General features: G+C 59.2%; 23 protein-coding genes and 2 pseudogenes. 7 read left to right on the top strand and 18 right to left on the bottom strand.

Annotation, left to right across the window (positions count from 1 at the left end; genetic code table 11):
- Nucleotides 1-348 precede the first annotated feature (348 nt).
- The gene (locus AB4Z52_RS01985; RefSeq protein ID WP_442216212.1) at nt 349-477 is read right to left on the bottom strand and encodes a hypothetical protein; all 129 of its coding nucleotides are present in this window, start codon (nt 475-477) and stop codon (nt 349-351) included.
- A gap of 152 nt (nt 478-629) precedes the next feature.
- Nucleotides 630-1,168, bottom strand: a pseudogene (locus AB4Z52_RS01980) (hypothetical protein); the annotation flags it as partial.
- A 132-nt stretch (nt 1,169-1,300) separates the two neighbouring features.
- Between AB4Z52_RS01980 and AB4Z52_RS01975 the strand changes: the two are divergent.
- The 4 genes from AB4Z52_RS01975 (at nt 1,301) to AB4Z52_RS01960 (ending at nt 4,860) form a co-directional block, all read left to right on the top strand.
- The gene (locus tag AB4Z52_RS01975) at nt 1,301-1,942 is read left to right on the top strand and encodes an alpha/beta hydrolase family protein (protein ID WP_442216637.1); all 642 of its coding nucleotides are present in this window, start codon (nt 1,301-1,303) and stop codon (nt 1,940-1,942) included.
- Nucleotides 1,943-2,318: 376 nt separating this feature from the next.
- A complete protein-coding gene (locus tag AB4Z52_RS01970; RefSeq protein WP_442216211.1) occupies nt 2,319-2,579 on the top strand; it encodes a hypothetical protein in 261 nt (86 codons plus the stop codon).
- 1,283 nt (nt 2,580-3,862) lie between these two features.
- The gene (locus AB4Z52_RS01965; RefSeq protein ID WP_442216210.1) at nt 3,863-4,270 is read left to right on the top strand and encodes an ester cyclase; all 408 of its coding nucleotides are present in this window, start codon (nt 3,863-3,865) and stop codon (nt 4,268-4,270) included.
- Nucleotides 4,271-4,467: 197 nt separating this feature from the next.
- Complete coding sequence (locus AB4Z52_RS01960) at nt 4,468-4,860, top strand: GFA family protein (RefSeq protein ID WP_442216209.1); 393 nt, start codon at nt 4,468-4,470, stop codon at nt 4,858-4,860.
- 56 nt (nt 4,861-4,916) lie between these two features.
- On the opposite strand, the pseudogene AB4Z52_RS01955 reads toward AB4Z52_RS01960, so the two are convergent.
- Both AB4Z52_RS01955 and AB4Z52_RS01950 read right to left on the bottom strand, forming a co-directional pair.
- Nucleotides 4,917-5,523, bottom strand: a pseudogene (locus AB4Z52_RS01955) (OmpA family protein).
- Entirely contained in the window at nt 5,514-5,939 is a 426-nt protein-coding gene (locus tag AB4Z52_RS01950) for a cysteine rich repeat-containing protein (protein WP_442216208.1), read from the bottom strand. The pseudogene AB4Z52_RS01955 and the gene AB4Z52_RS01950 overlap by 10 nt, the downstream one beginning before the upstream one ends.
- Nucleotides 5,940-6,246: 307 nt before the next feature.
- Between AB4Z52_RS01950 and AB4Z52_RS01945 the strand changes: the two genes are divergently transcribed.
- Nucleotides 6,247-7,488 (top strand): alpha/beta hydrolase, encoded by a 1,242-nt coding sequence (locus tag AB4Z52_RS01945; protein ID WP_442216636.1) that lies wholly within the window; start codon nt 6,247-6,249, stop codon nt 7,486-7,488.
- Between the two features lie 24 nt (nt 7,489-7,512).
- Here the strand turns inward: AB4Z52_RS01945 and AB4Z52_RS01940 are convergent, their stop codons facing one another.
- Together AB4Z52_RS01940 and AB4Z52_RS01935 are read right to left on the bottom strand one after the other, a co-directional pair.
- The gene (locus AB4Z52_RS01940) at nt 7,513-7,746 is read right to left on the bottom strand and encodes a hypothetical protein (protein ID WP_442216207.1); all 234 of its coding nucleotides are present in this window, start codon (nt 7,744-7,746) and stop codon (nt 7,513-7,515) included.
- 339 nt (nt 7,747-8,085) lie between these two features.
- Nucleotides 8,086-9,912 carry a mechanosensitive ion channel family protein gene (locus tag AB4Z52_RS01935; RefSeq protein ID WP_442216206.1) on the bottom strand — a complete coding sequence of 609 codons (1,827 nt, stop codon included), beginning with the start codon at nt 9,910-9,912 and terminating at the stop codon, nt 8,086-8,088.
- 288 nt (nt 9,913-10,200) lie between these two features.
- Between AB4Z52_RS01935 and AB4Z52_RS01930 the strand changes: the two genes are divergently transcribed.
- Together AB4Z52_RS01930 and AB4Z52_RS01925 are read left to right on the top strand one after the other, a co-directional pair.
- Nucleotides 10,201-11,202 carry an Lnb N-terminal periplasmic domain-containing protein gene (locus AB4Z52_RS01930; RefSeq protein WP_442216205.1) on the top strand — a complete coding sequence of 334 codons (1,002 nt, stop codon included), beginning with the start codon at nt 10,201-10,203 and terminating at the stop codon, nt 11,200-11,202.
- Nucleotides 11,203-11,631: 429 nt separating this feature from the next.
- Nucleotides 11,632-12,081: a hypothetical protein gene (locus AB4Z52_RS01925; RefSeq protein WP_442216204.1), complete on the top strand. Its 450-nt coding sequence runs from the start codon at nt 11,632-11,634 to the stop codon at nt 12,079-12,081.
- Nucleotides 12,082-12,108: 27 nt separating this feature from the next.
- On the opposite strand, the gene AB4Z52_RS01920 is transcribed toward AB4Z52_RS01925, so the two are convergent.
- From AB4Z52_RS01920 to AB4Z52_RS01865, 12 genes are all read right to left on the bottom strand, one after another.
- Nucleotides 12,109-12,942 carry an aspartyl/asparaginyl beta-hydroxylase domain-containing protein gene (locus AB4Z52_RS01920; RefSeq protein ID WP_442216203.1) on the bottom strand — a complete coding sequence of 278 codons (834 nt, stop codon included), beginning with the start codon at nt 12,940-12,942 and terminating at the stop codon, nt 12,109-12,111.
- A gap of 305 nt (nt 12,943-13,247) precedes the next feature.
- Nucleotides 13,248-14,444, bottom strand: a complete 1,197-nt coding sequence (locus AB4Z52_RS01915; RefSeq protein ID WP_442216202.1) for a helix-turn-helix transcriptional regulator — start codon at nt 14,442-14,444, stop codon at nt 13,248-13,250.
- A gap of 200 nt (nt 14,445-14,644) precedes the next feature.
- A complete protein-coding gene (locus AB4Z52_RS01910) occupies nt 14,645-15,688 on the bottom strand; it encodes a Gfo/Idh/MocA family protein (protein WP_442216201.1) in 1,044 nt (347 codons plus the stop codon).
- A 9-nt stretch (nt 15,689-15,697) separates the two neighbouring features.
- On the bottom strand, nt 15,698-16,483 hold the full coding sequence (locus AB4Z52_RS01905) for a ThuA domain-containing protein (protein WP_442216200.1): 786 nt from the start codon (nt 16,481-16,483) through the stop codon (nt 15,698-15,700).
- A 168-nt stretch (nt 16,484-16,651) separates the two neighbouring features.
- Nucleotides 16,652-16,993 carry an SMR family transporter gene (locus AB4Z52_RS01900; protein WP_442216199.1) on the bottom strand — a complete coding sequence of 114 codons (342 nt, stop codon included), beginning with the start codon at nt 16,991-16,993 and terminating at the stop codon, nt 16,652-16,654.
- 19 nt (nt 16,994-17,012) lie between these two features.
- Nucleotides 17,013-17,576 (bottom strand): TetR/AcrR family transcriptional regulator, encoded by a 564-nt coding sequence (locus tag AB4Z52_RS01895; RefSeq protein ID WP_442216198.1) that lies wholly within the window; start codon nt 17,574-17,576, stop codon nt 17,013-17,015.
- 624 nt (nt 17,577-18,200) lie between these two features.
- Nucleotides 18,201-19,271, bottom strand: a complete 1,071-nt coding sequence (locus AB4Z52_RS01890; protein ID WP_442216197.1) for an ABC transporter ATP-binding protein — start codon at nt 19,269-19,271, stop codon at nt 18,201-18,203.
- Nucleotides 19,268-20,095 (bottom strand): carbohydrate ABC transporter permease, encoded by an 828-nt coding sequence (locus AB4Z52_RS01885; RefSeq protein ID WP_442216196.1) that lies wholly within the window; start codon nt 20,093-20,095, stop codon nt 19,268-19,270. The genes AB4Z52_RS01890 and AB4Z52_RS01885 overlap by 4 nt, the downstream gene beginning before the upstream one ends.
- Nucleotides 20,092-20,994: a carbohydrate ABC transporter permease gene (locus AB4Z52_RS01880; RefSeq protein WP_442216195.1), complete on the bottom strand. Its 903-nt coding sequence runs from the start codon at nt 20,992-20,994 to the stop codon at nt 20,092-20,094. The genes AB4Z52_RS01885 and AB4Z52_RS01880 overlap by 4 nt, the downstream gene beginning before the upstream one ends.
- Nucleotides 20,995-21,214: 220 nt before the next feature.
- Nucleotides 21,215-22,447 (bottom strand): ABC transporter substrate-binding protein, encoded by a 1,233-nt coding sequence (locus AB4Z52_RS01875; protein ID WP_442216194.1) that lies wholly within the window; start codon nt 22,445-22,447, stop codon nt 21,215-21,217.
- Between the two features lie 81 nt (nt 22,448-22,528).
- The gene (locus AB4Z52_RS01870; protein WP_442216635.1) at nt 22,529-23,395 is read right to left on the bottom strand and encodes a sugar phosphate isomerase/epimerase family protein; all 867 of its coding nucleotides are present in this window, start codon (nt 23,393-23,395) and stop codon (nt 22,529-22,531) included.
- 49 nt (nt 23,396-23,444) lie between these two features.
- Nucleotides 23,445-24,479, bottom strand: a complete 1,035-nt coding sequence (locus AB4Z52_RS01865) for a Gfo/Idh/MocA family protein (protein WP_442216193.1) — start codon at nt 24,477-24,479, stop codon at nt 23,445-23,447.
- Nucleotides 24,480-24,602: the final 123 nt, after the last annotated feature.

The raw sequence follows: 24,602 nt of genomic DNA, 5'->3' as shown, positions 1-24,602 counted from the left end.
AGCGAGCGACCGCAAATCAATTTGTCGGGGCCGACTCCTCGATTGCCTTTCCGAGCCGGTCCAGCTCGAGCGAATAGCAAAACAATCCGAACAGGATGGCGAAGAACACCGCGCCGGCGATCCACGGCGTTGTGAGCAATAGGACCGCAAGCGCGACCGGCAGCAACGATGCTGCATAGCCACCAGCCAGATCTGCGGGAGCCGTCCGCCGAATAGCATATTGATGAGGCGGCTGGCCACCTGAGTTCCCAGGCCGCACCCTCGCCAGACTAATTCACGCAGCGCCGTTACCTGAACTTACCATCTTCGGTCCCGATCGAAGAGGGTTCACATTCCGATCCGCCAGCCTCATCGATAGAAGACGTATTTGATAAGCGCGATAATCACCGCAACGATCAACAACATTGCGACGACGAGCAACAGGGCGGCTACGCCCATGCCCCACGTCGTTCCGCTTCCCATCATGCCATTCATCATCGCGGCCTCCAGTCACTCCGCGGCGACGTTGAGTATAGCAGCTTTGTCGATCGATGATGCGGCGACAAAGCAGGTGGAACGTCTACGTGTAACCGTGACTGCTTTTTCGCCAAGAGCACCGATGTAGTCGCCGGATGTTCAATGTCTTCGCCAAGAGCAGCCCTGCTCGCCCGTTCGTCGAACAAAGCATGGATTGCACCTGATCCAGCAAGAAACAGACCGGCGATAGAGGCTAGAGCGCTCCGCCAGCGATGCTCATTGCAGCTGCCAGCCCCGCAGCGGCTCCAGCGAGATCGGCGCGCACGGACAGCGCGCCCGTGTTGGCTGCGGGCATGGTCAGTCCGTTGCCTATACCGATGAACATGCAAGGTCCGAAGAAAGCCAGAGCGTGGGTCGCGCCCGACATCGACAGGACCAGGCCAACCAAAAGCCCGATGCACGTCAGGAGACGGAATGGCCGCTTGCGTCGCTCGAAAAAGAAGGAAGACGCCGATATTGCCAGCGAGAGCGCAGCCGACAGACGCCACGATGAAAATGGAAATGGCCGTCAATGCGACCGGCCTGCAACCGAGAGGTTGACGAGGGCGAAATCGGCTTGGAAGGTAGCGGCAATATTCGGCAGCGATGGCAAGATCATGTTCACCGGCAACGCCGAGAGCGCCGAAAGTAACATGAGGGGTGCCAGGCGCGGCTACGTATTCCATACGAGGCTGAAGGCTCGGTTGCGAGGTTTACGAATTATTCACGATAACCGAACAATGTCTGTCGATGCGATATGTTCTGCATTCGCGCCGTTCCCTCCATCAGCGAGCGATGGCTTTCGATGTCGATGAGCTTCTTGATCCTTGGTCCGAATGACGCACGCGTCACCATTTTGTTGGCCCACGGGGCTGGCGGCGCAATGGACTCGTCCGCGATGAACGATTCCGCTGAAGCTCTCGCCCATTTAGGCTTTCGGGTTGTGCGCTTCGAATTCGAATACATGGCAGCGCGCCGCGTTTCGGATGCCCGTCCACCGCCGCCGAGAGCGGAGACGCTTATTCCAGAATACCAGTCTGCGATCGCTGATCTCGCCGCGACCGGAGCGCTAATCATAGGCGGCAGATCCATGGGCGGCCGAATAGCAAGCATGATTGCCGACGGTTTATATTCGGCCGGAAAAATCAGTGGGCTTCTGTGCCTTGGCTATCCCTTCCACCCCATCGGTCAGCCAGACAAGCTTCGCACGCAGCACCTTGCAGAGTTGCGCACTCCGACCTTGATCTGCCAAGGAACCCGCGACCAGTTTGGAACGCAAGACGAGGTATCCTGCTACACGCTCTCTAAGCGCATCGAAATTCTTTGGCTCGAGGATGGCGATCATAGCCTGAAGCCGAGAAAGAAGGTCTCTGGTTTCACCGCAGCCGACCACCTGACAACTATGGCTACAGCAGTCAGAACGTGGGCTGACAAGACGGTGGCATAGAACGAGGGCTTGGTTGCTGGCGCTGGCTTTGTGCCGTTATCCGATTTGCACTGATGAGTTGGACGCCCCCTCCATCAGTGCAAATCGGCAACTAGGCGCTATATATGGATTGGTGATATCGACACCGTGCGCTTGGGAAGCACGGGAGGCAGTCCGCTCGAATATGAGGTCGAACGCGCGAAATATGATCGTCTATGCCGCGCTTCTGGCTGTTCAAACGCTGGTAGTTGGTCTCCTGTTGTGAATTGTATTCCCGATCTTCTATTCGCTCGTCACACACCTCGGCGAGCAGCAGGACATCCGCCCGTCCCGCCAGCTTGGCGTGTTGGCAGGCACCCTTCTACTTCAAACATGCTATTGGGCGAGGGTTCGCTGGGTGACCGTCCAGCCACCGTGCCACAACATGTTCATCGCCCATCTGGTATTCTTCGCAGCCCGGATGAGCTTCCTGTTCGGCGGCGCGCTCTTCTCGGCCGTATTCTTCAGACACCTGCCGGAATTGGGGTCGCTGCCTCCGTTCGGCGAGGCGCTTATCAGGGTGGTTTCGATCGTCGCAATATTGTTCGGATTGTTCTGTTATTCGCTCGAGCTGGACCGGCTGGGAAAAGCGATCGAGGAGCCAGCTCCGACGACCTGATTTTCGGTCACGTTGGCGTCGATCAGTGGCCAGCTCGGTTGGTATTGCCTCATTTCGCTGCCAATTTCTCACAGCACACCGATTCGTAACTATCAGCAATTTCAACCGTTTGCGTGCTCTTACTGAATCCCTTTCGGAACCGGTTGAATCGGCGTCTGAGGTATGACACTCGGTTCGGCATGAAGCTTTGCGTTCCTTCCTCGCTTGAACGCCTCGTATGTCTCGGAATAGACGATGCACAGGGGCAGCCACCGACCTTCGTATGTCGACGACCGATCGTTCGCCGAGCAACAGGTATGGGATATTCGGCGACGTATGGATCAGGTCATCCCGGATCTCCGCAATGCCCTCATTGTCATCGATTTCATCCTCAGAAAGGTCGAGAGCTAGCCGATCAAGCGCTGCTACCGCGGCGATGCCCGCGCGAAAAGCAGCGGCCCGCAGTTCGTCGAGAACGCGCGCGGCGGCCCCACGATTGAACCGCTGCTTTACCTTTGCCGTATCGAGAAGGACTTGCAGTCGTTGGAAGAGATTGGCTTCCGGCGTAACTATTCCGTCGCCGATCCAATGACGTGACCGCTCGATCTTTTCCGGCTTTCACGCATTTGCACGAATATGGTCATCGACAAGCTCCTATTTTGAACAACGCCGCATTGCAGTGGCGGGCGACAGCTCGCGCCGCCGGCCAATCGCTTATCCATTGGAAGGGGCGGGTCGGCAAAAACGGTTCGAAGTCAGTCCAGAATTGTCCCGTTGTGGGGTTTCCAGTCCAAAATTGTCGAAAGCGAGTCCAGATTTTTGCTGGCGGCATCGGCAGAAAAGATAATGAATTCAGTCAGGTGGCGTCCAGAATTATGAACGAACCGAGATCACTCCAGAACAAAGATGGCACCAGGGTCCGAATCCGTCACCCAGGGACCTTCTTCTTCCGCGCGACGAATGGTGACGTTTGGTTTGAGGCCGAACGTCAGCGCTTGCGGATCGGAGGAAGAGCGCGATGAGCCGGAGCCAGCCAAGAGCTACGCGTCGGCTTCCAGCTGAATAGCCCGGCAAAGCGATGGGAGCGTAGCGATGGAATCTGGCCGTTTCAAACTCGAGGCGGAACGTTCGATGGCTCCCCCCTGTGATTGCCGGCAATAGATCTATATGCTGGACAATGTAGGGTCGCGGCATGCAGAGTGTTGATCTCAATAACCTTGATTTCGATGCTAAAGGGTATCGCCATTCCCGCCGATCGGTTGCAAGCTAAGGATGTACTGGACTGTTCAGGAGGCTTCTGAGAGATGACCACCGAAGAAAACAAACAGTTGGTTCGAAACTTCGTAGAGATTGTCATCAATAATCGGAATCTTGATGCCGCCGGCGATTATATGGCGGAGGACATGGTCGAGTTGGTTCCGTTTCCTGGGCAAGGTCCTGGCCTTGCCGGGTTGAAGGACGTGCTTCGCGAAATGTTCGCTGCATTTCCGGATATGCACTGGACTATCGAGGAGCAGGTCGCCGAAGGCGCCAGTGTGCTGACCTGTTTTACATGGACAGGCACGCACAACGGCGAATTCTTTGGCGTCTCCGCTTCGGGCCGTAAAGTGTCGGTTTGGGGGATGGTGATTGATAGTTTGGAGCACGGCAAAATCAAGCGCTCGCGTATCCTGATGGACGCGCTTGGTCTCATGCAGCAGATCGGTAGCTAGCTGAAAGCGCGGGTTCCTTCCGAGCGAGCCCATCGGGGAACGCATTGGGCCGAACAGACGGAGCTCTTGGCTCCTTGCTCCGGCTCGAACAACTCGACCTCTCCGGCCCGCCATTTCTTGTCATATGATGGATACCCCCATATCCGCGAACTGAGACTGTAAACATTCCACCCGCTTGATTTTGAAGGAGGCGCAGCATGGACCGATTTACGGGCGGTTGCCTGTGCGGCAACGTCCAAATTGTAGCGTCAGGTGCCCCATACCGGGTCGGCCTTTGTCACTGTCTCGACTGCCGCAAGCATCACGGAGCGCTTTTTCACGCTTCCGCGATATTCCCTCAGGATGCGGTGACGATCAGTGGCGAAACGGGCGACTATGCCGGGCGGTTTTTCTGTCCCCGCTGCGGCTCGTCCGTTTTCGCACGCACCGCAGACGAAATCGAAGTGAACCTGGGATCCCTGGACGCCCCCGACCAACTGATGCCAACCTACGAAAGCTGGATCATCCGTCGCGAAACCTGGTTGCCGCCGTTTCCGCTCATGAGACGATACGACCGCGATCGGGGCGCCACGGACCGCTTTGAGGAGTAGGTTGCCGGAACGGCGCGAAGGCGCCGTTACGAGGTTCGATTGCGGCCCCTACTCTGCTACTTCAGCAGCCCGAGATTGAACAGCTGGACCCGGCGATTGACGGCATCGGTCGGGGTTCGTGCCGTCGATCGGATATTCCTGGAACGCTCCGACCGCGAAGAGACGCTCGGCGGGGACGGCGAAGGTGGTCGACAGGGGTTCCTTGATGGCGTTGGCGCGGGCTTCGCTCAGCTGGAGGTTATGCTTGGCGTCGCCCGTCGAACTCGTATGGCCGACGACGAGGAAGCTGTAGCGCGTCAGGTTCGGATAATGAAGCGCGTCGGCAATGAGGCCGAGCGTGCGGTAGGATTCCGGCTCCATGGCGACCGAGTCGTTGGCGAAGTTGATCTCGACGACCATCTGCGAAAGCTTGCCGAGATTGGCCCAGTTCGGCAGGGCAGCGTCGCTGCCGGCGGGGTTTTGTGCGGCCTGTTGCCTCAGAAGCTCGACATCGATCTTCGGCGCGACCTTGGAGGCATTGGCAAGACCGGTGACGATGCGCTCCTGCGTCACCTCCTGAGAGAAGGCTGCAGCGGGCGCAAGCAGAATGCCGGCCACGAGAGCGGCGCAAATTCGACGAACGGACACGTTATTTTCCCTGTTCCGACCATGGTTCACCGCCATCCCGCATCTGTGATGGCCTGGTTGCATGGACCGCTGACGATGCGATTGGACTTGACGAGGCATGACAGCATGTTGCCGTCACCCTTCACGCCCTTGCAGGTGGTGGCCATGTTGCGCTTGCTGATCTCGTAATAGGCGACCTGCTTCGCCTGACGCTGCTTGATGGATGCGGTGACTGTTCCAAGCGTAGAAGTGCAAGTCGGAGACACCTTGGCGGAGTTCTTCTGAAGGCAGTCGGCGATCTGGCCGTTGCCAAGATTGAGCCCGCTGCAGAGCTTCTTGATGTCGGCTCCGCAATCCTTGGCAAGCGACGTGACCGCATCGGCATAGCTGATCGTCTCGGCATGAGCGACGACCCCGAGCGCCAGGAAGGCCGTCATCGTCGAAGCCCATAATAGTCTGCGTCTGATTGGCATAGCTGCTCCCCATCTCTGAGTTAGGACCGATCGGCATTCGCACAGCAGTTCCCCTGCATGCGTCGCGCAACCGGAACAGGAATGGAAGTAGGTTACAGTTACATGCCTGCGGACAGGCTCGCGGAAATACTGGATTTTCAGGCGGAATCGAGCAGGTCTGGTCTGGCCTTGCGGGCGGAAGTATCTGAAAATCAAGGGAAGACAACCGCATGATACTGTAACATACTTCATGATGACGGAGATTTCGGCAAAGGTGCCGGACAACGGGTCGATTGCAGCGATCGGCGTAACGAGAGCGACACCAGCAATGCCAAAAATGCGGCCACACTCGTCGACGCTTCTTGCCCTGGCGGTCGCCTTGTCATCCTGCGCCGGTCATCCGAAGGGGGTCATGACGCCCATTGCGGTGTCTGCCCAGTCGCCGACTGCCTCCAAGGTCGACATGCTTGTGGCAACTAGCCGGCTTGCCTCCGACAATCCGGCAACGCTGTTTGGTGGCGAGCGCAGCCCGAAGCCGTCGCTGACCGATATCACCATTTCGATCCCGGCGGATTCGACGCGCAAGGCTGGCGATGTCCAGTGGCCGAAGCACCTGCCCCCCAATCCGAAGACAGATTTCGCCGTGACCTCCGTCAAGCCGATGACAACCGTCCAGGAAGGGTTTGCCTGGTTCAAGCAGCACGGCAATGGCGGACACGCGCTGGTCTTCATCCATGGGTTCAACAACACCTATGAGGATGCGGTGTTCAGATATGCCCAGATCGTCCATGATTCCGGGGCGCAGGTGACGCCGATCATGTTCACCTGGCCGTCGAGGGCAAGGCTTCGCGACTACGTTTACGACAAGGAGAGCACCAATTATTCCCGCACGGCGCTCGAGAACACGCTGCGCTATCTCGCAAAGGATCGCGACGTAAAGGATGTCACCGTCCTTGCCCATTCGATGGGAACCTGGCTGGCGATGGAATCCTTGCGACAAATGGCAATCCGGGATGGTCAGGTCGACCCGAAGATCACCAACGTCATTCTTGCCTCGCCCGACATCGACGTCGACGTCTTCGCGCGCCAGTTCACCGAGCTTGGCGATCACCGCCCGAAATTCACGATCTTCGTCTCGCAGGACGATCGCGCGCTTGCGGCATCGAGGATGATCTCGGGCGGCGTCATGCGCGTCGGCGCGATCAATCCGGCGGAGGAACCATACAAATCAAAGCTCGAGCGGGCAGGCATCACCGTGCTTGATCTCACCAAGGTCAAGACGGGTGACAGCATGAACCATGGCAAATTTGCGGAAAGCCCTGAAATCGTGCAGTTGATCGGCCAGCGGCTGGTCAAGGGCCAGACCTTGACGGGAACCGAAGTCGGGGCGCTCCAGGGCGTCACGGCGGTGGTCGCCGGTACCGCGATGACGATCAACAACGCGGCTGCGAACGCGATCACGGCTCCCTCGGACGCTATCAACGCCCCAAGGGAAAAACATCCGACCGACGACCAGAAACTCGATGGCATCCTCAAGAGCGGCGCGGCACCGTCGGGGATGACGAATTAGCGGAACTCCCGCCCGGCCTTTTTGCTAGAAGTGAATGATCAGGCTTGAGATGATACCGTGTTGGGTGACTTCATAACTGAAGCCGTTCTTGGAATAGTCGGTGTAGAGAACCCGGTAGCCGAGCGTCGACGATATCTTGTCGTTCCAATTGTAGCCGACTGCAATCGTATCCTGCGTCGTGAAGTGCGAGCTGACGCCGAAACCCCCGATATCGACCATGGTGTCGAGAAACCACTTCGGCGTGAAGTCGTAGTGCATCGACAGGCCGATGACCGGATCGACCCAGCCCTTCGAGGCGTCCCGGCTTCTCGACAGGAAGTGTTCAGGGTCGATTGACAGGTGGACCTTGTAGTCCTCGTATCGTGCCCCAACCGTTGCAGACAGCTGCAGGTTTTCGACATTGAGCGGGATGCGTCCTTCTTACGACCTGGTGGGCACCCCAACCCGATCGTCGCGCCTGTGAACGCCCACATTACGCGCGCGGATCGCATTCTTCCCGTAAGATGCAGCATGCTCTGTCGCCGAAAGCGGCGTCTCCCGCAGAGCATACTGTATGTTACTGGCGCTCCGGCCCCCCGCGACCTACTGCAGGAGCCTTCACGACGCCACGATTTGGATGCCGCTTTCCCGGAACTCCACCTGTACGGCCTTCAGGGCCGCGCGGCGGATGGCCGACTGCCGACCGGGCCTGGCGGTGAACTCCGCCTTGATGACCAGGCTGCCATTCTCGACGTCGGAAATACCGGTGCCCCTGAAAGGTTTCAGGAAGCCGAAAGCCAATTCCGGATCCGCTGCCATCTCGTCTCCGATCTTATTGAAGAGCTTCAGCACGAGTTCGACGTCGGTATCGAAGGCGACGCGGAAGGCCAGCGCCTGGACGACCCAGTCCCGGCTGAAGTTCTCGATCGTGCCGATCTGACCATAAGGGACGGTCACGATGGACCCTTCCGCGCTTCGCAGAGACACCGACCTCACGGAAATCTTCTCGACCGTCCCTTTTGCTCCGGCGGTCTCGATGTATTCGCCGAAACGGAAGGAATCGTCGATCAGGAAGAACGGGCCGCTGACGATGTCCTTGACGATAGCTTGGCAGCCGAAGCCGACAGCAAGGCCAAAGACGCTGAGCCCGGTGACCAAGGGCCAGACATTGAAACCGAGCGACACCAGGATCGACACGAAGGCCATTGCGACGATGCCCGACTTTCCGCCGGCGCTCAAGAGCGGCACGATGGTGCCGAGACGCGTGCGCGGCGAGCCGCTGGCGCCGGAGACGCCTGGGAGCCTCTGGCGCTCGTAGGATATCGCGCGGCTGACGAGCGTCCCCACAATATTCCACAGGAACGCCGCCACAAGCGCAATGAGCGCTATGCCGATGGCATCACGGGCGACGCTTCTGAGCTGGAGCCCGGAGCCAATGGCGAGGGGAGCTGCCCAGATTATTCCAAGCATCGAGAAGGTGACGATCAGCAACGCGAAGCGGGCTGTTTGCCGGGCAGCCGTTCTAAGGATCGGTATGGTTGCCATCGCAAGGCCCCGCTCCGCCCATGTCTCGATGATCGCATCGAGATGGGGGGTGGCAATGAACAGGAGAACCGTCATCACCACCGCAGTGCCGGGAAGCGGAGCTCCCATGGTCAAGGCGATCTGCGTGCTGACAAAGGTAACGGCAAGTAGGCTGATCACGACAGTCGGCCAGGATTTCGCAAAACGGCTTCGGAAATCACTTCTTGGGCGTGGGCCGGCGACGACGCAGGCCATGATGCGCCGATGCCTCAGGACCGCCGCTACGAACAGGGCATAGGCGGGCAACCCGACCACGAATGTTCGGCTCATTTCGTCGAGGCCGGGACCAGCACCCCAGAGCTGAAGGGTTCCGACGAGCGCGACGCCGGCCAGAGCCCATCCAATCGCGATCGAGACGTCTCTGCGAAGTGTCAGCAGACGCCAGGAGCGGCGAACGAGGCCGGGCCGATCTGGAGCAAGAAGGAATTTGGCGCCGGAAAGCACGAGGCAACCAACCGCTGCGGCGGCCGACCAAAGTCGCAATGTCCGGAAGGCAAGGCCCGACGCCATCAGCCACGAAAGCAGGATGCCGAGCACAAGGCCGACTATGGCCGCGACAAGCGCTATGAAGAGCCCGCGCCAGGCTCTTCCGTTGCTCGTTCCGAGGATGAATGTCGTGAGCAGAAAGAATACTGAAACCAGCACGACCGTCAGTATGGCTTGAAATACAAGAAGCCCCGACGACGTCCCCGCGGCAACAAACGACGATTGCAACGCGGCAAGTTCCGACCCCACGTTCAGGGAAGCGAGGTATCGGGAATGGACCCCGGCCGCAAGATTGTCGCCGGCGCGCTCAAGGGCCGCGGACAGCGCACCGAAATCAGCAATTGTCGAGGTCTCAGCCGACGAACTCACACTCATGCGAACCATCCTCTCCCCAGGCGCAAGGACCTGTTCCCGTCGGACACTCTACGACAAAGCAGGACGTGATGCCCGTAACATCCGGTATCTTCCACGCACGCGGCATGGGCGACTATTCCGCATTTCGGATAGTCACAGCAGTTGCACTCCGTATGTTACTGTAAGTTACGTTCCCTGCATCTTCGAAGATGCCATTCTCCGGCGTGGCATGCCGGCATGAGGACCTCGCACCGAGCCATAACCATTTACGCTTCGCTTTCAAACGAGGTCGCTACAAGGGAGAAAGAATTGCGTCGTATCGCTCGATCTGTCCTTTGCACATCGCTTGCGATCGTGGTCGTCCCCCTGTCCGCCTGGGCCTCGCTTGCCATCTGGTATCGCCTGCCGGACCCCGCCTTCGCCAGAGCATTAGTCGCAGGCCTGTTTGCCCTGCTCGGCCTTTGCACGATCGTCGCGCTATTTTCCCGCTGGCGTCTTCAGGCGGGCCTTGCATTCGCGTTCTTCTTTATCGTCACGATCGGATGGTGGAGCACGATCCACCCGTCTGCTTACGCGGAATGGGCACCCGATGTGGCAAGGCAGGTCACCGGAACAGTAACCGGGGATATGTTGACCCTGACGGACGTGCGCAATTTCGACTGGCGGAGCAATACGGACTTTACCGAACAGTGGACGACGAGAACATACGACCTTACCAAGCTGCGGACGGTCGATGTCTTCATGTCCTACTGGTCCGGGCCGCAGATAGCCCACATGATCTTGAGCTTCGGGTTCGAGGGCGGCGGGCAGCTTGCCTGGTCGGTCGAGGTCCGCCGGCGCGTGGGCGGCGAGTTCTCGCCGATCGCCGACCTCTTCAAGAGCAATCCGCTGGTGATCATCGCCGCCGACGAGCGGGACGTCGTCGGCGTACGCTCGAATGTCCGCGGCGAAGACGTGCAACTCTACCGCCTGAAGGCATCGCCCGAGCAGGCGCGTGCCCTGCTGCTTGAATACGTCGCCGATGCCAATGAGCTTGCAAGCTCGCCGCGGTTCTACAATTCCCTGACGACGAACTGCACGACGACGGTCGCCAAAATGATGCGCGCCGTCGGCGATATCGTGCCGTTCGACTGGCGGCTGATCGTCAACGGCTATCTCCCCGACTACGCCTATGACCGCGGCGCGCTCGACACCAGGCTGCCGCTTTCGCAACTGCGGTCGCTCTCCCACATCGATGAAAGAGCAAAGGCAATCGGCCTGTCCGCCGGCTTCTCCGAAGCCATCCGCGCCGGCGTTCCATCCCCTGGGTGACGTCGGCACCTAAGGACTGGCGATTGCACGCTCCAGCCCTCACGGGGAGGACGCCCGAAGGGTCGTCTCGAACCACGAGGGTTGCCCCCGAGGCTGCTTGCCTGCGCAAAACCGCACACATCGGCGCAGGCGCCCTCGTCCGTCGAGGTAATTCTTCGAATTCACCTCTGGATGAGGGCTCAACCTCTCAGCCCTGGTTCCAGTCGCCCAGCATATGCAATTCCCCTGCGCTAATGGGGAGGGTGGTTGCGCCGACGCATGAGGATCGCAGCTTAATAAGTCGTACATCCCCCACGCTCTCGCCGGTTCTCACAGCCGAAAATATTCGCTAGAAGATACCGCGTGACATTCGCCCTCCGCATTGATCCGCTGGGATGAGGATTTACGATGAGCTGTGTTCGAGCTTCTTCACGCCGTTCGGCAATCTGGATGGCTCTGTCGGCGGTGTTGCTAATCTCAACGGTTGCAAGTGCCGCAGCCCAGCCCGCGCCCTGCTGGTCCTTGCTTCAGAGCAAATTCGGCCCTGAGATCAAGCGCTCGGTCGACGAGGCCAATCCATGTGAGAAGATGCCCGGCGGCTTCAATCACAAGGACCGCTTCGACGTGACGGCCTTCGATCTCTGCACCGCGCCAAATGGCGTCGTGATCAACGCTCAGGCAAGCCTTGCCTGTAAATCCGGCCACGGGATCATTCAGGCAAGCGTCACCGGCAAGCTGGACGCTTCCATCACACTCGATATCGGTGCATGCAAGATTACCGACAGCCACATCGCCATCAGTGGCGATGTCGGCAAATATCTCGGCGAATTGGGACAGATGCAGGATCTGGCGCGCGCTTTCGCACAAAAGAAGATTTCGGAAATCTGCGCCCCGAAATAGGCGGCGACCCCAATGTCAAATGCGGCCTCAACCCGCCTTCGGCCGGTTCCTCAATGCCTCGGCTTCCGCATAGAATTTCTTTTCCCACTCCTTGTGGTTATCAAGACCCTCGCGGATGAAAGGAGTGAAGATCGCAAGGTTCATAAGCATCCAGTTGACGAAGCGCGCCGGGAATTTCAGCGGTTTGACGAAATCCACGAACAGCACGACCCGGGTCTTGTCGGTGTGGTTCCAGGCCTCGTGCTCGTAGGCGTCGTCAAACACCAGCGCCTTGCCCTCCTGCCAATGGCAGATCTGGTCCTTGACCCGAATGGCCAGCTTGTCGGCCGGCTCCGGCACGATCAGCCCCAGATGCAGCCGCAGCACGCCATTATAAGGCCCGCGATGCGCCGGCAGGTGCTTGCCTGGCTCGAAGATCGAGAACATCGCCGTCTTCAGGCCGGGAATTTTCTGGACCGCGCGCCACGTTTCCGGGCAGGCGCGAATATTCTGTTCGGACTTCACCCCGAAGCCGACAAGGAAGAATGTCTTCCAACGGGAATCGGTCGAGATCGTCTTCACATCGGTGGAAATTTCCTGGAACGTCGGCAACTCGCTCTGGCGGACAAGAACGCGATCAAGCTCAGCGCGGATGGCCGGCCACTCCTTCTCGACCTCTAAGACCCAGGGAAAGGTCACGTTGTCATAGACCGGCGGGTTGCCAAGCTTGGCATATTTGAGATTGAGGCCTTCGGCCCAGGCAACGATGCCCATGAAGAAGCGCGTCAGAGCGCTCGGGCGATCCATCGGCGCGATGCCGGTGGTACCGAAGTTCTGATCGGGAGAGGAAGACTTTGGGCTTGTGGGGGCAGAGGCATCCATGGGGCGTTCCGTCATGTTCTTTCGGTCGAAATGCAAATTGTCGTTTTCAGACAGAGGAGCCGAGCGAGGCATTCCTTGCTCGGCTCAGCAATCAATATGTATTGTCCAGGCTCGCTTCCGCAAGAAGCACCTCCTGAAATATCCATCGCCTGGCGAATCGACGATCAGACAAAGCGATCGAAACGCGGCGGCTTTCGCGAAAGGCGAACGCGAAACGGGCGGTATTATGGCAGGCGGGCTTTTGAGCCTCCAGCACGGCCGCAGAACGGCTCTTCGCTAGGACGGAGGGGGTGGAGAGATAGGCGTCAACTCATCCTGATCTTTGCAAGCAGCAAAGACAGTTCCGACTGCCGGTTGGTTTCGGTCTTTCGATAGACCGATTTAAGGTGGGCGCGGGCCGTCTCGTAGCTGATGCCGCGATGTGAGGCGATCTCCTGCACACTCATTCCCTGCGCCAGGAGCTGGGCGATTTCCGCCTCCGCACGGGTAAGGCCGAACAGCTTGTTGAGGGTGCCGGGTCGCTGCTGAACACGTTCTTCAGGGTCCTCGATGACGGCGAGCGCGCAAGAATGGGAGAAGATGTCCTGTACGTCGCCGCCGATCCGCTGGATGCGCGCAATCAGCGGCCGCTTGCCGGCTCTTCTCAACAACAACACGCCATCTTCATCAGCCTCGAACGAGACGGCCGTGCCGAGAACGGACTTGAGGCGGCGATTGAAGGCAGCAGCATCCTCCCCGCAGGCCGGACGCAACTCGCCATTTGTGATCTGCAGATCGGTCCCGAGCAAGGCCTTCGCCCTATCATTGATCGTCGTCACCCTTGCCAGCCTGTCAAAGAAAATACAGGCGACATTGGCAATCTCGAATGCAGCCGACATGCCGCCGACCGCGCTTGCCGATATGTCACGCATCATTGTCGCGGAGATCATGAGCTTCTGCCTTATGTGCTGCAGGATGGCCGCCTCCTCGCGGTCGAACGGACCATCGTGGATTTGGCGGTGGAGAGCGAAAACGAGCAGATCATCGCCGCTGGAAAAACCGATCATGGCCGTCCAACGCAGGCCGAATTCCACCTGCGCCTGGTAATAGTCGAGGGTATCGAACTGCTCCGCCGAGGCGAAATCCTGCTCCAGGACTACGCCATCCCGCACAAGCCGCGGCACCTGAAGGGCCCGGAAATCCCGTTGGTTCCATTCATCCTCGAAGTAGCGCGCCATTGCCGGCTTCAGGCTTTCCGTTTCGATGATGCTGTCCAGGACACGGCCGGCGATCGGCACGACGTTGATGCCGTAGGAGCCGCTGGCGACTGAGACCTTTTTAAGAACGGATGGCCATTGCAAAGGGTTCAGCGCCGCCGTCAAAAACTCATCGGACACACGATCGAGCGCCTCCACGTCAAAACGCATCAGCCTTGATCCCTCCGTGCCTGCCACGAGTGTCGCTTCATGCATGCCTTCCCAGTTGTTTCCGCCGATGTCGCTGTGCTCGCGCAACTCAGGCAAGAATGGTCCTGCTTTATCTCAGGACCATAACGGGAAATACTGGCCTTATGCATACGTATAATGACGTAAGTGCTCTGAGATTTGGAATATTCGCAGAAAGGCGAAGTTTCGACGTGGTCGGTTGCATCAATTGTGAAGCAAAACGGCCGCCAAATGGCGGCCGTTCGATGTTTTGACTTACGCAGGGGCAGGCACTGCGCTTAGACCTTGAGCTCGCGTCGCTCTCTTTCCGTGACCATCGCCAGGTCCAGGACCTTCTGCAGGTTTGCCGCGTGGCGAAAATTCGGATCCTGCGGAACGCCGGTCGCGACCGCATCGGCAAAACGCTGGTAGTTTGTTGGCACCGGCGGCACGTCGATCGTCGTCCAGATCCCGCTTTCCGCGTCCTCGCCAAGGCAGCCGCGGAGCTCGGACTCACCGGGCCGGTGGGTGATTTCGAGCCCGCCGCGTTCGCCGTAGATGCGCAACTTCAGTTCGTTCAGATGGCCGGTGGCCCAACGGCTGGCATGCACCACGCCAAGAGCGCCGTTGGCAAAATCGACCGACATGACAAAACTGTCATTGGCATCGAGCATATATTCGCCGATCTGGCCGCCCGGCGCCTTGTTGAAGGTCTTCAGCCGCGCAAAGACATGGTCGATATCGGTCGCCGCGCCATAGGCGGCAAAATCGAGGATGTGGATGCCGACATCACCGAGCACGCCGTTCGAGCCGTGGCCGGTCGACAGGCGCCACAACCAGGTGGATTCGCTACGCCAGTCGCCCCAGGCCTTCGAAACCAGCCAGCTCTGCAGGTAGGACGCCTCGACATGCTTGACGGTGCCGATCTCGCCAGCGATCACCATCTCACGCGCCCGCTGCAAGGGAGCGACATTGCGGTAGGTAAGGTTCACCATGTTGATGACACCAGTCCGCTCCGCAGCCTCAGTCATCTCGAGCGCCTTCTCGTAATTCTCCGCAAGCGGCTTTTCACAAAGCACATGCTTGCCGGCAGCAAGCAGCGGCAACGTCGTCGGATGGTGGGCGCGATCGGGAGTGACGTTGGATGCCGCGTCGAAATCGCCCCAGGCGATCGCCTCGTCAAGCGATAGAAACCGCTTCTCGATCTTGAACTTGTCGGCAAAGGCCGCAAGCCGGCTGGCATCCGTATCGACGGCGCCGACGATCTCGACCCCCTCGATATGGCTAAAGTGTTCGACCTGGTTCTTCGCCATGCCGCCGGTGCCGATGATAATGAGACGCATTCATGAACCTCAGCGATAACCGACTTCGCCGGCCTGGTGCAGTTTCGGGCCGCGCTCGACGATCGGCTCCAGCGCCTTTTCGACCGGGACATTCGGGGCATCGTGGATGGTCGCCTGTGTTCCCAGCGGATTGTGCGCCCATTTCACCGCGTTGATCAGCACCTTGCGGACATTGGCGTCGTGATAGGTCGGATAGGTCTCGTGACCGGGGCGGAAATAGAAGATGTTACCGGCGCCGCGGCGCCAGGTGAGACCCGAGCGGAACACCTCGCCGCCCTGGAACCAGGAAATGAACACCGTTTCCATCGGTTCGGGCACGGAGAATTGCTCGCCGTACATTTCCTCGTTCTCGATCACGAAACTCTCGTCCAGCCCGGCCGCGATCGGATGGCGGGGGTTGATAACCCAAAGGCGCTCGCGCTCCCCGGCCTCCCGCCATTTGAGCGCGCAGGGCGTGCCCATCAGCCGCTTGAATATCTTCGAGAAATGGCCGGAGTGCAGAACGATCAGCCCCATCCCTTCCCACACGCGCCTGGCGACGCGCTCGACGATCTCGTCATCGACGGCACCGTGATCCTTGTGACCCCACCAAAGAAGCACGTCGGTGTCCTTCAGCCTTGCCTCGGTCAACCCATGCTCCGGCTCCTGGAGCGTCGCGGTCGTCGCATGGATGCCCTGATCCCAATTCAGGGCCGTCGCAATGGTCGTGTGCATGCCTTCGGGATAGATTCCGGCGACGACCTCGTTGGTCTTCTCATGAATGTTCTCCCCCCAGACAACTGTGCGGATTGCCATGCTGATGCTCCTCTGAAAATCATGGCCACGTAATGGGTTAGGATCAACCAAAGCGCTTTGGGAAACGCTGGCACTAAGCGCTTTGTCCTGATGCTTCAGACGAAGACATAGAGCGGCCGCCGCGATTTGACAAAGGCAAAATTCGGCCGATGGAAATGCGGGCTTTTCTCAGTGCGAAACGGACCTCGAGAACAGGTTGACGATGAGAACGCCGGCTATGATCAGGGCCAGTCCGATGACGGCGGGAAGATCGAGCTTTTGGCGGAAGAAGACCAGACCGACGATTGAAATCAGTACAATTCCCAAGGCGCTCCAGATCGCATAGGCGATGCCCACGGGGATGCTGCGCAAGGTCAGCGACAGGCAATAGAACGCTGCCGAATAACAGACAAGCAAGACCGCGACAGGTCCGAACCTCGTGAACTGCTGCGACATCTGCAGCGCCGTCGTGCCGATCACCTCGAGCACGATCGCGACACAGAGCATCGCGTAGACGGAAACATTCGCCATTGAGGTATCTCCCGAAATGTTACTTGCTAGAGAGTTCGATCAGGCGCTCTACAAGACCCCTTCGGGCCTCGTCGCCACTCTCATGGCAGTCGAGAAGATCGGCAAGCCAAAGCCCGTCGGCAGCAAGCCGGACGAGCTGCGCATCGATCGAGGAATCGGTGCCGACATACTCTTCGCTGCGCTCACGAACCCAGTCGCGCCAGCGCTGGCGCAACCTCGGCTCCGTCAACAGCGCCATGGTGACCTGCGCCCAGCGCCGGCTCTCCTCCGGCTGGTCACGCAGAGCCAGGACTGCACCGAGATAGCCGCGGGTGAAGCGCCCATGTGGCAAGGGATCGCTCCGCATCCCCTCCTCGATCGACGCATCAAGTTGATTGAGAAGGCTATCGAGCAACCCTTCGAGCAGGGCATTCTTGTTGGGAAAATGATGCAGCAATCCGCCCTTGCTCACGCCCGAGGCGGCAGAGACGGCATCAAGCGTGACTGCCGCCATTCCCTGCTCGGAAGCAAGCCTCGCCGCGACCTCCAGCAACTGCTGGCGGACGAGAACGGGCTGCTTTCTTCTGTGGTGCGCGTCGGACATATCAACATAACATACCGTCCGGACGGTTTTGTCAATATACGTCTCTCCGGACATCATCCCCGTGTTGGGGAGCGCGAATTCCGCCGGCTAGCGGATATTGCTGGCCCACACCGGTTCACTCGGCCAGCATATGACAAGATCACCGTAATCCTGCAGTACCAGACAGGACCCAGGCCCTCCAAGCGTGTGCGACATCCAGCAGGGCCACTCTTTGGCATGGTAGAGAACCATATTGCCGTCGCGCGCTATTGCGATCCTATCTATGTCCCGGCCGCTTGTCGCTGTCGACCAGACTACCCTATGCCCGGGCACTTTATAAAGTACAGATTTCCGTCACGCTGAGGGAACAATTCCTATTGGCGATTGCTTGGGAGCAGCGTCTGGTTGTTCCCCAGCTCTTCGCCCGGTCCGAGCGTGTTCGGCATATCCAATTCCTCTCAATATCTCGAGAAAATAATCGAAAAGATAAGATCATCTAAGCGTGCATAAATTTAATATACACGTTAATTTCTATTAAACATTGCATCCGTGGTGGTTTATGCCGGCGACCGGGCGGCCCTGGCGCATAAGCCGGAGAGCGTAACGACCAGGCGGCAAATAGCAAACCCCTTGGTCAGTCTCGCGTCATATCCGTCTTTCGGTGACCACGTCGAACAGGTGAACCTGCTCCGGCCTGATCGAGAGCCCGATCGTGTCTCCGGCCCGCACCCGGTCACGCCCCGTCTCGACGATGGTGAGCTCGGGTCGCGTCGAGGTTGCAATGAACGTCGAGGAGCCGGTGGATTCGACGAAGCCGACTGGAACATCGAAGCTTCCCTGCCCCTGTCCGACGACCGCAACATGCTCCGGCCTTATCCCGGCCAGCACCTTTTGACCCGGCCTCAGCGTCTGGCTGATGGCAAGCGTCTGCTTGACCGTGCCGAAATCCAGCGCCAGGCTTTTCCCATCTTCGACAGCGATGGCCGGAACGAAATTCATCGCTGGCGACCCGATGAAGCCTGCAACGAACCTGTTAGCGGGCATGTCGTAGAGATCGAGAGGCGCGCCTTGCTGCTCGATGACCCCGTCCTTCATCACGACGACATGGTCGGCCATCGTCATCGCCTCGATCTGGTCGTGGGTGACGTAGACGAAAGTCGCGTGCAGCCGATCGTGCAGCGAACGGATTTCCTTGCGCATGTGGACGCGCAATGCCGCATCGAGATTGGACAGCGGCTCGTCGAACAGGAATGCCTTCGGATGGCGGATGATGGCGCGGCTCATCGCCACGCGCTGGCGCTGGCCGCCGGAGAGCTCACGCGGATAGCGCCTCATCAGCTGCGAAAGCCCGGTCGTCTCGGCCACCTCGGCTGCCGCCCTGCGTGCATCGGCCTTTTTGATGCCGCGGATACGCAGGCTGTAGGTCAGGTTCTCCTCGACCGTCATGTGCGGATAGAGGGCGTAGGACTGGAACACCATGGCGACATCGCGCTTGCGCGGCGGCACGTTGTTCATCAATTGCCCGGCGATCCGCATGTCGCCGCCCGAGATGGTCTCGAGCCCGGCAAGCGACCGCAGCAGCGTGGACTTGCCGCAGCCGGAGGGACCGACCAGCGCCACGAACGTGCCGTCCTCGATAGCGAGATCGATATTCTTCAGTGCATGAAAGGCACCGTAATATTTGTTGACGCCGGAAAGTTCGATTTGAAGGCTCATTTGAGGGCTCCCGAAGTGAGGCCGGAAACGATACGGCGCTGTAGAAGGACGAAGATCGCAAGAATGGGCGTCACGTAGATCGTGGAATAGGCCATGATCTTGTTCCAGTCGCTGGTGTTCGGCCCCATGAAGGTGTTCAGGCCGACGCTTGCAGGCTGCAGTTCCGCGGCCTGGATCATCGATTTGGAATAGACGAATTCACCGAAGGCCTGCATGAAAATCAGGATGGCGCTCACGAGGATGCCATTGCGGGCAAGCGGCAGGACGATATTGAAGAACGCGCCGATCCGCGAATTACCATCGACCAGCGCCGCCTCCTCCAGTTCCATCGGCACGCTCATGAACGTCGCGCGAACGAGCACGACGAAGAACGGCATCTTGTTGGCGGCAATCGCGATGACGACCGCCAGCCTTGGATAGTTGAGCAGGCCGATCTGCGAGAAGCCGACGAAAATCGGCGTCACCATGAGGGATGGCGGCAGGACTTGTAGAAGAAGGATGAGGAACAGCCCGACATCGACCCAGCGGCTTCGATACCGTGCAAGGACGTAGGCGCAGCCGGCCCCGAAGACCGAGATCAGCGCCACGGCGCTTACTGCGATCAGCAGCGAGTTCCAGAGATAGCGCGCCATGTTGCGGCCGGCCCAGACATCGCTGTAGGTGCTCCACTGCGGCTCGGACGGCCAGAAGCTCGGCGGCGTCGCATACATGGCCGAGCCGGTCTTCAGGCTGCTGACATACATCCAGTAGAGCGGGAACAGATAGACGACCGCGAGGCACAGCGCGACGAAGAACATCAATCGGTTGCGGAAGGTATCGCTCATCCTCTCACCTCATGACGGGTGGATCGCACATAGATCACCGACGCGGCCATGACGAAGATCAACATGATGACCGAGATCGTGGCGCCCTTGGCGAAATCGTACTGGCGGAACGAAAGATCCCAGGCCCAGAACTGCGCGACATTGGAGGAGTTGTTCGGACCGCCATCGGTGATCGCCGCGAACAGGTCGAATTGCTGCAGCGTAAAAATCAGCCCGAGGGAAATGACCGCGCCGATCGTCGAACGCATCATCGGCAGGGTAATCGTCCAGAACCGCTGGAAGACATTGGCGCCATCCAGTTCCGACGCCTCGAACAGGTCTTTGGGAATGCCCGAAAGGCCGACCGACAGCAGGATCATGTTGAACGACGTGCCGAGCCAGATATTGGCAAGTATGACCGCCCATAGCGAATAGTGCGGGTCCGATCGCCAGAAGATGTTGCTGCTGATGACACCGCTTTCCCTGAGGATGAAATTCAGCACTCCGAAATCGCCAGAGAGGATCCAGTTCCATACCGCACCGACGACGAGGCCGGGCATGACCCAGGAAACCAGGAACAGGCCGCGCAGCCAGGACGCGCCGGGAAACCCGACCCAGAAGAACAGTGCCAGCCCAAAGCCAATCAGGAACTGCCCGGCGATCGAGGCCGCCACGAAAGTCCCCGTATTCATCAGGATGCCGCGAGTCTCCGTCTGCTTGAACAGGTCGATATAGTTCTCGAAACCGACGAAGGGCCTGACGAAAGTCCCCATGCTGAACATGTCGACCTGCTGGAAACTCATCAACACGTTGTAGATCAACGGCAGGCCGGACAGCACGAACAGGAAGGCCAGCGGAAAGACGACGAGCACAATGTCGAAGCCGCGGCCGTCGGTCAGGCTGGACAGAATTCTTCTCATGGCTCCCCCCAATTGCCCGATCGGGGCCGCCTCTTGTTCGAAACGAGACAGCCCCTACCGGGAGGAAACGAAATACTGCGGTTCTTCACCTCCCCCTTGATGGGGGAGGTCGCAGCGAAGCTGCGGGTGGGGGTGACTTTTGGGTGTCACAAGGGATCACCCCACCCCGGCACTGCGTGCCGACCCTCCCCATCAAGGGGAGGGTAAAGCACAAGCGACCTTAGCCTTCCACGGCCTTGATCTTGTCCGCAGCCTGGTCGAGCGCATCCTTTGGAGACATCTGGCCGGTCAACGCCGCCTGGATGGCATCCTGGATCGCCTTCGAGATCTTCGCCCAGTTCGGCGAAGGACCGCGCGGTTGAGCATATTTCAACTGTTCGACAAAGACCTTCAGGGCATCGTCCTTGAGCTGGTTGCCTGTCGGCGGGATCGCGATGTCGGAGCGGGCCGGCAGCTGGCCGAAGTTCTTGAACATCTTGTCATCCTGCGAGGCGAAATATTCGAGCACCTTGAAGGCCTCTGCCGGATGCTTGCTGTTGGCGAAGATCGCCCAGTTGAAATCGCCCATGGCCGAGGAGCGCTTGGCCCCCTCTTGCGGCACTGGCAGAAGCGCGACGCCCCAGTCGAATTTCGCGTCCTTCAACATGCGGTCGAGTTCCCAAGGACCGGATATGACCATTGCAGCGTTGCCGGCATTGAAGGTCGCAGTGGAATCCCACTGTCCTCGCGTCAGCGTGTCGGGAGACGCCAGTTTCTCGTCCATGATCGTCTTCCAGATGCCCAGAGCTTTGACGGCGCCATCGGCATTGATGTTCTGGTATCCGCCGCCGCCCATCTGAGCCCAGGGCAGGAACTGGAAAGTACCTTCCTCGTTCGCCTTGGCGCTAAAAGCGATGCCGTAGACATTCTTTGCAGGATCCGTCAGCTTCTTCGCATCAGCGACAAGTTCGTCCCAGGTCTTCGGCGGTTTGTTTGGGTCTAGGCCCGCGGCCTTGAACAGGTTCTTGTTGTAGTAGAGCGCGATCGTGTTGGTCGCCTTCGGCACGCCGAAGTACTTGTCTTTCCACATCACCGATTTCAGCGGGCCGGGAAAATAATTGCTCGGCTTGATGACCGTCGATTTCGAGATCATGTCGGTGAGGTCGAGGAAGGCGCCGTGCGACGAAAACAGCGCATGGTCGGGATTGTCGACGGCGATGATGTCAGGCGCCTGGCCGGTCGAGTAGGCGCGCATCGCTTCGCTGACCACGTCGTCGAACTGGATCTCGCGATATTCGACCTTGATGCCGTTGTTAAGGGCGTTGAATTCCTTGACCAGGTTCGGCGCCGGCTGGATGTCCTTGTCCAGCGACCAGACCGTGATCGTCGTGTCTGCTGCCCTGGCCGAAAGCCCGAAAGCCGACACGCTTGCAAGGGCGACGACGCCCAGCATCATAAGTTTACGGATACCCATGGTTCTCCTCCTTCTTGGTTATCCAGTTCAAGTGGCCGGCGTTCCTCAATCCGGCCACAGGCATGCACTGCGAATGTTTCGTCAAGCCGGATCGGCAACGAACTCGCCGCCGCGGCTCTTCTTCAGATAATTGAGGCCGTGGATCTGGCCGGTCATTTCGAACGCATCGCGATAGACCGGATCATGCCAGCCCTCGATGTCGATCGAACCCGACCAACCGGCAAGGCGCAGCTCCGAGATGATGTCGGTCCAGTTGCTGTCGCCGAAACCGGGCGTGCGCATGAAGACGAACTTTTCCTTGCCGAAAATGCCGTGCTCCTTGATGACGTCCCAGCGGATCGTCGCGTCCTTGCCGTGGACATGGAATATCTTCGACGCCCATTTGCGGATCTGCGGCAGCGGCTCGATCAGGTAGACCATCTGATGGCAGGGTTCCCATTCAAGCCCGATATTGTCATCCGGCGTCTCGTTGAACATCAGTTCCCAGGCATCGGGGTTGTGGGCGATGTTCCAGTCGCCGGTCGCCCAGTTGCCGTCCATGGCGCAGTTCTCAAACGCAATCTTCACGCCCTTGTCGGCGGCCCGCTTGGCAAGCTCGCTCCACACCCGCTTGTAGCGCGGCAGGCTGTCGGTCAGCGGCTTGTTGCGGATGCGGCCGGTGAAGCCCGCAACGCAGGTCGCGCCGAAATGATGGGCATTGTCGATGCAATCCTTCCAACCCTGCAAGGTCTGCAAGTCCATCTCGGTTTCCTCGAGCGGATTGCCGAACATGCCGAGCGTCGAAATGGTGATGTCGCGGCCGCCGATCGCGTCGACGCAACGCTTGCCGAGCTGTTCCAGATCCTGACCATTGGTCGTCTGCCAGAAAAACGGCTCGAAGCTTTCAAAGCCCATGTCGGCGATCTTGGAAATACGGGCGGCGGCATCCTCGCTGGCTGCCTTGACCATGGTGCCGATACGAATGGAATTGGCGGATTTTGTCACGATCTCTATCCTCTTAGGCTGAAATTTCGATGCGCTTTCCGGTCCTGGCGCTTTCGATCGCGCCGAGAACCATGGCAAGGCTCCTGATATTGTCGCTGCTTGATGTCTCCGGCCGCTTGCCGGTCCGGATCGCCTCAATGAAGCTGGAAATGACGCTGGCATGGCCATGCGTTTCCGCGTCATACTCGGGCCCGGGAACCTCAACCGGCGTGAAGCCATGAAGGAGACCGGGCTCATTGCCGGCAACCGTTGCCTCGAAGGTCGCTTCGCCATCCCAGGTGAGCATGCCCTTGGTCCCGGTCAGCCGCCATGCGCTCTCCCAACTCGTCCGCCTGCCTTCCGCGCACCACGAGCCGCGATAGGTGAAGGCAACATCGTCGGAAAACTCGAAAATCGCGTCGGCGGAGGCACCGTGCCTGTACCAGGACCCCTTCGGATTCTGCTCCAGGCAATAAACCGCGAGCGGCCTCTTGCCCGAGACGAAACGAGCAGCGTCGAAGGTGTGGATCGCCATGTCAAGGAGAAGCACATTGTCCATCTCCTCGCGGAAGCCGCCAAAATGCGGGCCGAGGAAGAAGTCGCAATGAATGCCTGTAAGATCGCCGATCGCCCCGCTTTCGACGAAGCGACGCAGGCGGCGAATGCCTGAGATGAAGCGGCGGTTCTGGATGATCGCGTGAACCTTGCCGGTCTCAGCCGCAAGATCGATGAGCGCTGCGCCTTCGGCCAGCGATGTCGCCATCGGCTTTTCGCTGAGCACATGGCATCCGGCCTTCAGAGCGGTCGAAACGACGCCGAAGCGGGCGTTGGGAATGACGACGTCGAAGACCACGTCGGCCTTGGTCCTGTCGATGACGTCAAAAAGGTCGGAGCCGATAACGGCGCCCTCAAGACCGAACTCCTTGGCAAGGCTTTCGGCAGTCGCAGCGTTGAGGTCGACCAGACCGACAACGGTGATGGCATCTGCAAGAGCGGTGGTCGCAGCGATAGCGCGCAGCCAACCTTTCGACATAGCTCCGCACCCGCACAGAATGGCACTGAATTTCACGATTTCCTCCAGGTAATGGTGTCAACTCCGCATGACACGCATTCCGTAAACGTTTACGATCCTATGCGAAAACATTTTGCTGTGTCAATAGAGGGGAAATCAGGAAAGTGGCATCAGGAGGAA

Origin of the sequence: Rhizobium sp. 2YAF20 (assembly GCF_052114685.1) — a bacterium.
GTDB lineage: Bacteria > Pseudomonadota > Alphaproteobacteria > Rhizobiales > Rhizobiaceae > Rhizobium.
The sequence above is the reverse complement of the archived record's forward strand: the minus strand, read 5'-3'. Positions and strand labels throughout refer to the sequence as shown.

Excerpts from the sequence above, each read along its gene's own strand:
- AB4Z52_RS01960 (WP_442216209.1), top strand. The coding sequence starts at position 4,468 with ATGGACCGATTTACGGGCGGTTGCCTGTGCGGCAACGTCCAAATTGTA.
- AB4Z52_RS01950 (WP_442216208.1), bottom strand. The coding sequence starts at position 5,939 with ATGCCAATCAGACGCAGACTATTATGGGCTTCGACGATGACGGCCTTC.
- AB4Z52_RS01940 (WP_442216207.1), bottom strand. The coding sequence starts at position 7,746 with ATGCACTACGACTTCACGCCGAAGTGGTTTCTCGACACCATGGTCGAT.
- AB4Z52_RS01920 (WP_442216203.1), bottom strand. The coding sequence starts at position 12,942 with ATGGATGCCTCTGCCCCCACAAGCCCAAAGTCTTCCTCTCCCGATCAG.
- AB4Z52_RS01890 (WP_442216197.1), bottom strand. The coding sequence starts at position 19,271 with ATGAGCCTTCAAATCGAACTTTCCGGCGTCAACAAATATTACGGTGCC.
- AB4Z52_RS01885 (WP_442216196.1), bottom strand. The coding sequence starts at position 20,095 with ATGAGCGATACCTTCCGCAACCGATTGATGTTCTTCGTCGCGCTGTGC.
- AB4Z52_RS01880 (WP_442216195.1), bottom strand. The coding sequence starts at position 20,994 with ATGAGAAGAATTCTGTCCAGCCTGACCGACGGCCGCGGCTTCGACATT.
- AB4Z52_RS01895 (WP_442216198.1), bottom strand. The coding sequence starts at position 17,576 with ATGTCCGACGCGCACCACAGAAGAAAGCAGCCCGTTCTCGTCCGCCAG.
- AB4Z52_RS01965 (WP_442216210.1), top strand. The coding sequence starts at position 3,863 with ATGACCACCGAAGAAAACAAACAGTTGGTTCGAAACTTCGTAGAGATT.
- AB4Z52_RS01975 (WP_442216637.1), top strand. The coding sequence starts at position 1,301 with ATGTCGATGAGCTTCTTGATCCTTGGTCCGAATGACGCACGCGTCACC.
- AB4Z52_RS01925 (WP_442216204.1), top strand. The coding sequence starts at position 11,632 with ATGGCTCTGTCGGCGGTGTTGCTAATCTCAACGGTTGCAAGTGCCGCA.
- AB4Z52_RS01870 (WP_442216635.1), bottom strand. The coding sequence starts at position 23,395 with ATGGTCAAGGCAGCCAGCGAGGATGCCGCCGCCCGTATTTCCAAGATC.
- AB4Z52_RS01905 (WP_442216200.1), bottom strand. The coding sequence starts at position 16,483 with ATGGCAATCCGCACAGTTGTCTGGGGGGAGAACATTCATGAGAAGACC.
- AB4Z52_RS01910 (WP_442216201.1), bottom strand. The coding sequence starts at position 15,688 with ATGCGTCTCATTATCATCGGCACCGGCGGCATGGCGAAGAACCAGGTC.
- AB4Z52_RS01900 (WP_442216199.1), bottom strand. The coding sequence starts at position 16,993 with ATGGCGAATGTTTCCGTCTACGCGATGCTCTGTGTCGCGATCGTGCTC.
- AB4Z52_RS01875 (WP_442216194.1), bottom strand. The coding sequence starts at position 22,447 with ATGGGTATCCGTAAACTTATGATGCTGGGCGTCGTCGCCCTTGCAAGC.
- AB4Z52_RS01935 (WP_442216206.1), bottom strand. The coding sequence starts at position 9,912 with ATGAGTGTGAGTTCGTCGGCTGAGACCTCGACAATTGCTGATTTCGGT.
- AB4Z52_RS01945 (WP_442216636.1), top strand. The coding sequence starts at position 6,247 with ATGCCAAAAATGCGGCCACACTCGTCGACGCTTCTTGCCCTGGCGGTC.
- AB4Z52_RS01985 (WP_442216212.1), bottom strand. The coding sequence starts at position 477 with ATGATGAATGGCATGATGGGAAGCGGAACGACGTGGGGCATGGGCGTA.